The organism is Mycobacterium sp. (assembly GCF_052144515.1).
Lineage (GTDB): Bacteria > Actinomycetota > Actinomycetes > Mycobacteriales > Mycobacteriaceae > Mycobacterium.
In genome coordinates this window covers 1-9,611 of sequence record NZ_JBKQQD010000496.1, presented here as the reverse complement: position 1 = coordinate 9,611, position 9,611 = coordinate 1, and the positions used below count along the sequence as shown (strand labels likewise).

Annotated in this window: 11 protein-coding genes and 1 pseudogene; 4 read left to right on the top strand and 8 right to left on the bottom strand. The window is 64.4% G+C overall.

Going from position 1 to position 9,611, the window contains the following annotated elements; all coding sequences use genetic code 11:
- The 4 genes from ACLP9N_RS33515 to ACLP9N_RS33500 form a co-directional block, all read right to left on the bottom strand.
- A partial coding sequence (locus ACLP9N_RS33515; RefSeq protein WP_442411428.1) for a holo-ACP synthase occupies positions 1–297 on the bottom strand: 297 nt, incomplete at its 3' end.
- Between the two features lie 95 nt (positions 298–392).
- Positions 393–641 (bottom strand): acyl carrier protein, encoded by a 249-nt coding sequence (locus ACLP9N_RS33510; RefSeq protein WP_442411429.1) that lies wholly within the window; start codon positions 639–641, stop codon positions 393–395.
- Between the two features lie 121 nt (positions 642–762).
- Positions 763–1,008 (bottom strand): DUF3024 domain-containing protein, encoded by a 246-nt coding sequence (locus ACLP9N_RS33505; RefSeq protein WP_442411427.1) that lies wholly within the window; start codon positions 1,006–1,008, stop codon positions 763–765.
- Positions 1,009–1,167: 159 nt separating this feature from the next.
- A complete protein-coding gene (locus ACLP9N_RS33500) occupies positions 1,168–2,118 on the bottom strand; it encodes a TIGR03621 family F420-dependent LLM class oxidoreductase (protein ID WP_442411426.1) in 951 nt (316 codons plus the stop codon).
- A gap of 67 nt (positions 2,119–2,185) precedes the next feature.
- Here ACLP9N_RS33500 and ACLP9N_RS33495 point away from each other — a divergent pair, with 67 nt between their 5' ends.
- From ACLP9N_RS33495 to ACLP9N_RS33480, 4 genes are all read left to right on the top strand, one after another.
- Positions 2,186–2,395, top strand: coding sequence for a hypothetical protein (locus ACLP9N_RS33495; protein ID WP_442411425.1), 210 nt, complete (start codon positions 2,186–2,188; stop codon positions 2,393–2,395).
- A 141-nt stretch (positions 2,396–2,536) separates the two neighbouring features.
- Positions 2,537–2,782 carry an acyl carrier protein gene (locus ACLP9N_RS33490; protein WP_442411424.1) on the top strand — a complete coding sequence of 82 codons (246 nt, stop codon included), beginning with the start codon at positions 2,537–2,539 and terminating at the stop codon, positions 2,780–2,782.
- Entirely contained in the window at positions 2,779–3,288 is a 510-nt protein-coding gene (locus ACLP9N_RS33485) for a holo-ACP synthase (RefSeq protein WP_442411423.1), read from the top strand. The genes ACLP9N_RS33490 and ACLP9N_RS33485 overlap by 4 nt, the downstream gene beginning before the upstream one ends.
- Before the next feature lie 16 nt (positions 3,289–3,304).
- Entirely contained in the window at positions 3,305–3,895 is a 591-nt protein-coding gene (locus ACLP9N_RS33480; protein WP_442411422.1) for a hypothetical protein, read from the top strand.
- A 49-nt stretch (positions 3,896–3,944) separates the two neighbouring features.
- Here the strand turns inward: ACLP9N_RS33480 and ACLP9N_RS33475 are convergent, their stop codons facing one another.
- The 4 genes and pseudogenes from ACLP9N_RS33475 to ACLP9N_RS33460 all read right to left on the bottom strand — a co-directional run bounded on the left by ACLP9N_RS33475 (position 3,945) and on the right by ACLP9N_RS33460 (position 9,470).
- On the bottom strand, positions 3,945–5,171 hold the full coding sequence (locus tag ACLP9N_RS33475) for a cytochrome P450 (protein WP_442411421.1): 1,227 nt from the start codon (positions 5,169–5,171) through the stop codon (positions 3,945–3,947).
- A 46-nt stretch (positions 5,172–5,217) separates the two neighbouring features.
- Positions 5,218–6,999, bottom strand: a complete 1,782-nt coding sequence (locus ACLP9N_RS33470) for a hypothetical protein (protein ID WP_442411420.1) — start codon at positions 6,997–6,999, stop codon at positions 5,218–5,220.
- A gap of 246 nt (positions 7,000–7,245) precedes the next feature.
- A pseudogene (locus ACLP9N_RS33465) lies at positions 7,246–8,223 on the bottom strand (alpha/beta hydrolase fold domain-containing protein); the annotation flags it as partial.
- A 92-nt stretch (positions 8,224–8,315) separates the two neighbouring features.
- Positions 8,316–9,470, bottom strand: a complete 1,155-nt coding sequence (locus tag ACLP9N_RS33460; protein ID WP_442411419.1) for a phosphotransferase — start codon at positions 9,468–9,470, stop codon at positions 8,316–8,318.
- Between the last annotated feature and the right edge of the window lie 141 nt (positions 9,471–9,611).

Below are 9,611 nucleotides of genomic sequence, written 5' to 3'. Positions count from 1 at the left end.
TCCGCTCAGACGAAGCAGAGGCAGCGGACCGTCCCGTGTCACCTCGATCTCGCGCCAGGGAAACGGCATGTCGGGTTCTGCGAATGCCTTGATCACTGCTTCCTTGGCCGCGAACCGGGCCGCCAGTCGGTGCACCCGGTTGAGGCCCTGGCAGTCGTTGATTTCGCTCGCCGTAAAAACCTTGCGCAGGTACCGGTCCCCGAACGCCGCCAGCGAGTCCTGGACATCCTCAATGGCCACGACATCGCATCCGACGCGGATGCGGTGCCCGTCAACCTCGCCCGGCAAGGTGATCATGCACTCGCTGTAATCGTTGCGGTACCAAGGGAATCCACCGATGCGACTTTACCCAGCGGCGCAGCTTGATCACAGTATCGTTGCAGCCGCACGCATCACGCAGACGACTTGACCAGGCCTTCGACTACCTGCTCGATGTTGCGTACCGAAGCGAAGGTGGACTTCTTGAGCACTTCATCGGGGAACTCGATGTCGAACGCTTCCTCAAGTGCAAGCATGACATCGACCGACGCATGCGACGTCAGGCCGAGCTCATAGAGGTCGGCCTGATCATCCACCTCGCGTGGATCGACCGCCATACGGCCATGTGCAGCTAAGACGTCACGAATCCGGTCCTGCATCACGCTTCCCTTCACATCTTTGCCGTAACCCAACCTATTAGCCAGTGTCGGGTCCAGCCACTTAACCAATGTTGAGCAACATTTTACAGGCGCGGTCTTGTGCTGTGACGAGAATGACCGGTCGTTATCTCCAGAAGATGGGATCGGCTCGGCTGTAGAGGTAGTCGAGGAGGTCTTGGATTCGGGGGCTGGGGTCAACTGGTTGGTAGCGGTGGTATTTGAGGTTGTGGTCGGGCCAGTACAGAGTCCATAGTCCGGTGGTTCTGGTGTAGTGCAGGCGGGCGATCGGAAAGCGAGTCCAGTCGGGTCCGGAGTCCTCGCGCCGTGGCGGCCGGCATTCGCAGTCAGATGTCTTGGGGCGGTGTCGCATTCGACGCGGATCTCGTTGCGAATGTGCTCGGGGACCGGGTTGGCGCACCAGCGTTGTACCCGGGCGACGTCGAGCTGCGGGGGTCGCCCTAGGTCGATGAAGATGCCGGGCAGCCGTTCTCACGCTGGTTGCCGTGACGGCCTCCGGCAGACTTCGGCGCTAGGTGCCCGCGAGCCGGGCGACCACAGGTGCGAAGGTCTCCATTGCCTCGCCCGGCACCACGATGTTGGTGAAGCCCCACCTCTCACGGCGCTCCAGAAGCCGCTCACACAATTCGTCCTCGGTGCCGATCAGGACGATCGGAAGCTCGAGCGCGTCCTCACCCGGAAAACCGAGCATGGTTGCGGTGCGCACGGCAGCGCGGCGGCTGCCGACGACGTTGGCGGCAACGACCGCAATCTGCAGCTCGAGCGAGCTGAAGCGGTCACCAGCCCCCTCGCGCACCCATGCCAAGCAGCGATCGTAATGATCGAAGGTGGCTTGGCTCGCCAGGTCGCCACCTTTCTCGCCCGAAGCCAGGCTGGTGTTCACCCCCACGGTGTCCGCTTGCTCGGCAGCAACCGTGAGTATCCGCCTACTTCCGCCCCCGACGATGACGCGAGGGAGGGACGCGGGGCGAGGATCACAGCGGGCGCCGCGCACCGTGTGATACCTCCCTGCGAATGTCGCCTCGCCCTCACTCCACAGCCTCTTCATGACAGCGAGGCCCTCGGCCAGCCGGTCCACGCGGACAGCCGGTTCGTCGTACTCGATCCCCGCTTGCTCGTAATCGCTCCGGAGCCAGCCCACTCCAAGACCCACCTTGACCCGCCCTTCGGCCGCCAAGCCGAGCGTGGCGATCTCCTTGGCCAAGACCACAGGGTTGCGGAGGTCGTTGTTCAACACGACAGACCCCACGTGGTGGGTGGAGGTCGCTTCGGCGGCGACGGTCGTGGCTACGAGAGGCCCGAACTGGGCGTCAAGGTGGTCAGAAACGTACAGGGTCGAGTGACCGAGACCCTCGGCCATACGGGCCCGGTCCCGCCAAGCCGACATGGTCGGCGCGACCGCGCCGAGCACGCCGAATCTAAAACGGGAGCATCTGTCCTCGCACCTCCACTGCTCGGTCATAAGAGCCGGATCTCAACAAACCGGCAGTCATTGAATAGTCCTGATATCATCCCGTAGAGTGTGCGTTATGCCAGCAGCAGTACAGACAGTCGGTTCGGGTTCCTCGCCGGCAGACATCGCGAAGGTGCTCAACGAAGACGGGCGCGTGGTCATTGCCGACCTAGCAGCTCCCGAAACGATGGATCAGATACGGGCCGAGCTCGAGCCGCACCTCGCTGCCACGACGGAGCCAGCACTGACTTCCTGGGCGCCACCACCCGCCGTACCGGCGCCCTGATCGTTCGCAAGCGGCTTAAGGCGACCGGGAGCTACGTTCCGCCCACGGAGTGTTAGCCCGGGCTGAGCCCAACATTGGTTAAGTTGCTGGACCCGACACTGGCTCAAAAGTTGAGCCACGGCAGAGATGTGAGGAAGTGTGATGCAGGACCAGATTCGTGACGTTTTAGCTGCTCATGGCCGTATGGCGGTCGATCCACACGAGGTGGACGATCAGGCCGACCTCTACGAGCTCGGCCTGACTTCGCATGCGTCGGTCAACGTCATGCTTGCGCTTGAGGATGCATTCGACATCGAGTTCCCAGAGGAAGTGCTCAAGAAATCCACCTTCGCTTCCATACACAACATCGCGCAGGTAGTCGAAGGCCTAGTCAAAGCGCCTGCATGATGCTAGGTGCGGTAGCAGTCGACCCGCAGTCGGCCCCGCGGATCTCTTTGCCGGGCGAGGTCGACGGGCGCCGCATCCGCGTCGGCTGCGACGTCGTTGCAATTGAGGATGTCCAGGACTCGCTGGCGACGTTCGGGGAGCGGTACCTGCGCAAGGTTTTTACGGCGAGCGAAATCAATGACTGCCAGGGCCGCAACCGGGTGCACAGACTGGCGGCCCGGTTCGCGGCCAAGGAGGCAGTGATCAAGGCGTTCGCCGAACCCGACATGCCATTTCCCTGGCGCGAGATCGAGGTGGCACGGGACGGTCCGCTGCCTCTGCTTCGCCTGAGCGGAACGCTCGCCGAGCGGGCACAACTTCAAGGTTGGCTCAGCTCGTCCTTATCGCTTTCGCACGCCGATTGCCACGCAATGGCCGTCGTTCTCGTGGTCTGTAGTCGGGCCGAGTCGAGTAGGAAACTTCATGCGCCTCAAGTCCGCCTCTGGTCCGATGACCCGCAGACATGATCCGGCATGGGTTTGGATGATCGGCGCGTTCGGCGGTGCGCTCGCGCTTGCCGTGGCCGTTCTGGCCGCTTATGGCACCGGTCCCGACGGCCTCAGGCTGGGGGTGCGCGTCACGGCGCGCTGGTCGTTCCTTTTTTTCTGGCTTTCCTATGCCGGCGGCGCGATGGCCATCCTGTTCGGTCCAGCCTTTGCCGGGCTGGCGCGCGGGGCGCGAGCCTTCGGCCTGGCCTTCGCCACCGCGCTTCAGGTCCATATCGGATTGGTCGTCTGGCTGGGTGTCGTCATCGGCCAGATTCCGCTGCAGGGTGGCTTGTTCTGGTTCTTCCTGGTCGCGCTGTTCTTCACCTACCTGCTGGTGCTGCTGTCCTTCGGAATCGGAATGCGCAACCTGGGACGTCTATGGCGGCCACTGCTCTTCTTGGGCACGACTTACATTCTGATCGCCTTCGGCCGGGATTTTGTGCTGGGCGCACTCGACCAGAAGACACAGCATTGGCTCTACGCCGCTGAATATGTGCCGTTCGCCCTGTTGAGCCTCATTGCAATCCCGCTACGCCTTGCCGCGTCTCTTCGCCAGCGCTACGGATTGCGCTCCGCCACGGTCTGACGCCTGTGATACTGCGCAGCATCGGGCCGTCTTGTGATTTGGGCAATCATCAACCGCCCACACGTCGAGCAGGCGTGAACCGGACAGGCATGGAGTGGATGCCGCTGATCAGCGTCGACGGCATGCGCTCGACCGGACCCGCCAACTCCATGTTCTTCATCCGGCTCAGCACCTCCGATACGAGGGCGGCCGCCTCCACCCGGGCCAGGTTGGCGCCGAGGCAGAAGTGGGTGCCGCCGCCGCCAAATGCCAAGTGCGGGTTGGGCTTACGAGTCACATCGAAGCGGTCGGGATCGACGAAGTGGGCCTCGTCCCGATTGGCCGACGGGTAGAACATCGCCACCCGGTCGCCCTCCTGCACGGGCACCCCGCGTAGTTCGGTGTCCTTCGTGGCCGTGCGGAAGAACGCGATGAACGTCGGGACGTAGCGGAGCATTTCTTCAACCGCAGTCGGCAGCAGCGACGGATCCGCCTCCAGCTTGGCCCGCTCCTCCGGATGGTCCATCAGCACGCACGTGCCTCCGGCGACCAGGTTACGGGTCGTGTCGCCGCCCGCACCGATCAGCAGCATGAAAAAGGAGTTGAACTCGCTTTCGGTGAGGCGCTGTCCGTCGACCTCGGCATGCAGCAGCGATGTCGCGATGTCATCGCGAGGATCCGCACGTTTGCTGGCCACAAGTTCCGTTGAGTACCCAAACATCTCGGCGGCCGCCTTCATGGCGCGCTTGTCGCCTATCTGAGCGGTATGCATGATCTCGGTCAGCTCGTAAAGCCGGTAGCCGTCTTCCAGCGGAATGCCGAGCAGTTCGGCGATGACATATGAGGGCAACGCCCCGGCGACGTCGGTGACGAAGTCGCACTCGCCCCGCTCGATGACGCTGTCGACCACATCGCGCGCCATCTCCGTGATGCGCTCGTTGAGCTTCGCGACCTGCCGCGGCGTGAAGCCCTTGCTGACCAGAGCGCGCAGCGCGGTGTGCCGCGGCGGGTCCATCGTCAACATCATCACGCCCCGCTGGTCGGCGATATCGTCGGGACCGGGCACGTCGAAGTACACCCCAGTCGCCTCCGACGACCACGTGACGCTGTCGCGGGACACGGCAAAGACCTCGTCGTAGCCGGTGAGCGCGAGGAACCCAGGCCCATCCTTGTACGGGTGCCATGCCACGGGTGCGCACTCGCGGAGCTTCCGGAATGCATCGAAGGGCATTCCCGACACGTATGTGTCCGGATCGGCGAGGTCGACACCGCCGATGCTGAAGGCGTCTTCGGTCATGCCCCACCTCCTCTCTGGTGATGATCGCGCTCAGGAATAGACGGTATTAGCCGGTTGAGAATATGTCCGATACGGGGATTTGCTCCGACGGGGAAACGGCAACTACCGGCAACACCGCGGCGCGGATCGCCGCCAATATCGCCGGGTGATGGGCGGAATGATCGCCGGCGGGTACGGCGATCAGGCGGGGCGGCCGCGACGTCCGCTGCAGCCGGGCAAGGGCTGCCCGACCGCCCCTGGCGGTGAACTGCTCCGTATCATCGGGCGAGGCAATCAGCGTCACGTCGGTTCCACGGTGGGCGAGCGTTGCCAGGACATCCTCCGGCAGAAACACGAGTCCGACCCGGCACAACACCCGCAGGACGTATCGCGGGAGGTGGTTGTGCACAAAGCTCTTCGTCCGCTTCCGAGCCGAGCGGACAAGTGGTCCGAGGTGCTTTGTCCACCCGGATTCGAAGGGGGCGCTGCCACCCGTGTCGCCAGCCGCATTGACGTTTAGCGCTTGCTTCCGAAAGTACCACTGCTCCGCCAAGGTCGGGGTGGCGCGCCAATTCCACACCGACAGGTTGACCAGGATCACCGACTGCGCACCGATATTGCGGGCGGCCTGAGCCGCGTACCACGAGCCGGAGCAGATACCGACAAGCTCGAGTTCGCCGGCGTCTTGGCACGCATGTCTGGCCACCGCTATCGAGTCGGTGACGTCAGCCTTGCTATACACCCTTTGCCAAGGGGCCCAGCGGATCTGGCCCGACAAGCCCTCTCCTGCCTTGTCCCAGCGCACCGCCTGTGACCCTGCCGCTGCAACGCGACGTGACAATTCGACCCACTCCCGGGCGGGTCCTTCGTGCAAGTCGTGGGACGTCGTGAAGAACAACACAGTCTTTGCGGGCACGGGACTACGGCGTCGGGGCAGCGTGCGGATGGCGAATAGGCCCTTCGGCTCGATTCGTTCGATGCTCTCGAAAACGTCGACCCCGTCGGGCCCTTCGGCCGGCATCGTTACCGTTGTCAGGTATTGGGGTACGGCGCGATGGGTGCGAGTGGGAACGTTTCCGTCGATCCAGTCGATGATCGAATCGACCGCGGTGAAAGGGATCGGTAAGGGTATCGGCAGCGGATGGGCGCATTCCGGCAGACCGCCGGTAACGATCGAATCAACTCCCTCGGCCGACGCCAGGGCGGTGATGCGCGTGTCGGTCTCGGCCCGTCGTCCCACCACAAGTACGTTGTCGACGCCATGGGCGCCGACTGGATTGGCACCCATCCGCAGCGCGGCGAATTCTGCGGCGGCGTGGTCGCTGAACCGCCCGCCCATGATTGACACTTCGCCGGGCGTGGCAGCGTCCTCGCCCAGCGACAGCCGGTATAGCGCACCGTGTTCCCGAAGGTAACGCCTGCCCGTCCCAGGGGGATCGAGGTAGACCACGCGGTTGACCGTGTGGGATTGGGCCAGATACTCGTCGAGGATCAGGCACCCGGCACGTATGCCGATAGCGGTCGCCGACTCCGCGCCGATCAGCTTGAGGTAGTCGTGCGCGTGGCCCACGCTTGCCACCCAGTTGGCCACCGCGTCATCACGGCCCTGAGCGTATGCGGAATCACCCAAGCCCAGATAGTCAAAACGCAACACGCCGAAACCGCGCCGCGCCAGGCTGTCGGCGAGGATCCGGTTTAGTCGAACACTGTCCATCCCCTCCTTTCCGAGCGAACCACAGATCAGTACCCCACCCCTGATCTGGTTATCGACCGGCAGATGAACCACGCCGAACAATGGCGAATCAGACGGTCCGAAAAATGTCGGCACCTCTGTCGTCGTCAACGGCATGTTGCGCTGGCTCCACGTTCGACTTCCGCCGCTAGCGGATAGTCGTTCCCAGCAGCCGGTCGTTAAGGGTGAAACCGATGAATCCGGCAGCGCCGGTGACGAGCGTACGCATTATCGGCAATCTCCAGTTCGAAGGGGAATTGTGGACGGCGGCGACGCGTTTGAGGCGGTATCGGCGATAACGGCGCGACCAGATCCCGGCGCACGTGCGCCGGCGGTGGAAGCCGTCACGCGGTGGTGCGGGTCGGTCGCCTCGCGGATGTAGTTGCCAATCTGGCGCAACGACCGGTTGGCCTCCGGCACCATCGGACCGGCGATCTGGAACACGTGCATCTGGCCAGGCCAGACGCGGAGCTGAACCGGTACTCCGGCCGCGGCCAGCCGCCGCGCGGCCAGCTGAGCGTCGTGCAACAACACCTCGGAGCCGGATACGTGGATCAACGTGGGGGGCAGACCGGCCTCGATGTGGTCGAGCGGTTCGTAGATCTCCTCGGGCTGCCCATCCATGATGCGACGCCGGGCCGCCTTGGCGATCAGGTGAACGAAGGCGTCAAAAGCCTTGGCCGGGAACATTGCATCGGTGCCGATGTTGGGGTGCACCTGCTTGGGGGCTTTGGCGATCTGCATCAGCGGTGACATGCAGACGATGGCCGCGGGCTGCTCGCCTTCATTGAGCAGCCGTTCGGCCAGCGCGAGTGACAGGTAGCCTCCAACGGAGTCGCCGGCCAAGACGATCTGGTCGGGCCCGTAACCCTGGCCACGGAGCCACCGGTAACCGTCATAGCAATCATCGATGGCCGCACCGATCGAATGCCTGGGCAGCATCCGGTAGTTCATCACCAGCACTGGGCTATCGGCGTATTTCGACAACGTGGTAACCAGGCGGTCATGCGTGTTGGCGCCACAGGTCAGGAAGCCGCCACCGTGCATGTACAACACGACGCGCCGGCTGCCGTCGGCAGGCATAACATCAGCAGCGCGGACCAATCGCGCAGTGCAATCCGACAACCGAATCGTGGCGCGAACACTGCCCGGCGCGGGCATCACAGCCCGGGCGGCGAAGTCCACGAGGCCCCACGGCCACGGCACGTGCGCCAAGTGGCTGCCAACGGCCAGGGCTGGCCGGATAGTAAGCCGAGCGCCGAGACAGGCAACCCGGCCGGCGACGCTCGGAGCGTCTTCCACGACCTCCCGAACCGTGCATAAGCCCCCCCGGTCGAACATGATCGACGTCCCCCGGTCAGCCGCAGCGCCCACAGCGGCCAGGCCCCCAGGCCGACCATGTCCTGTAAGCGTTGGTTGTCCGTTTCGCATGGTCAGCTATCGCCCTGATTTCCCGGGGCCTGTGTGGCATCCCCGAAGGGCGGTGACGTGGTCATCGGTGCACCGCTTGCGCCCGCCCGGGCGCTTGAAACATCGATCCGTGGCCACGCAGCGACGGCGTCAAGCACCGGAGCCACGTTGGTGGACCACCAGCTGTGGTGGTTTGGAGGGGTGGCGCACTTGCGCCACATATCGGCAGCACGGTGCAGCCAGGTCAGCAGAATGGCAACGCGCTCGTCGATGCATTCATCGATGCGCTCACGGTCGCCAATGTCTTCGTCGGCTTCGTCGCGTGCGGCACGCAGCGCATTGCGCTCGCTCTCTGCGAGGCCGCCCGCCCGTAGCCGCTCAGCGACCACTGTGCCCAGATCAGCTCGCTCGACCTGGCAGGTCGCGGTCAGGATCATCAGGTACTCGTCGATCAGCGCCGGCCGGCCCGGCCGCGCCCCGCCCCAGTCCACGATGCCGGTGACCGCGCCCTGCACGCCGGCCACCCGAACGTTTTCGGGGGTGTAGTTGCCGTGCGTCCAACTCACCGGCATGCGGCAGCCAACAAAGGCCCGCCGTAGCGTCGTTCCAAGCCGGTCCACCTCGGGAACCAGGCGGGGATTCAGCCTCTGGCACATGTCCATCAGGCCCGCCAGTGGTTCGAGGATCCATCGCCGCAATAAGCAGACGTTGTCGATGGCGACGAACGTGGCAGTCCGCCGGTGCAGCGGCGCGATGGCGCTCAGGGCCGCAGCGGTTAGCTCCTCGACACGGTGCGGGCGGCGCGCCAGCACCTGCGCGAGGTCCATTTCCGGCCGATAGGACTCGACAGACACGGTCGCATCGTTGCGCTCGTCGAAGGCCAGGATCCGCGGCAGCAGTTTGCGCCACTCGTCGTCGAGTCCTGGGTGGACGGTGAGTTCAGCGAGCACGCGCCGTTGTGTGCGAAGCTCCGCGGCTCCCAGCAGGCCGCGGGCCACCTTCAAAACCGCCGCTGGCGGACCTTGCTCGGAACGCAGCAGGACCGCGGCCGTGTCGTCGACAAGTTCTGTCGGCGGCATACTTAGTTCGAGGTCAATAAGACCGATCGGCAGTTCATTGACGTCGATCAACCGCGCCGACGAGGGCGACGCCGTCGACCTGATCCACCTGCTGGTCATTGGGCGACCGCTACCGCTGAAATAGCCGCTGCCGGTCGCCCGGCAGCGTGTCGTGCCGCCTGGTAGAGGTGCCCGGAAACACCGGAGCGGTGATGGCGCAGGACGGTGCGCAGAACGCGGATCCCGTCGCGGATGGCATGC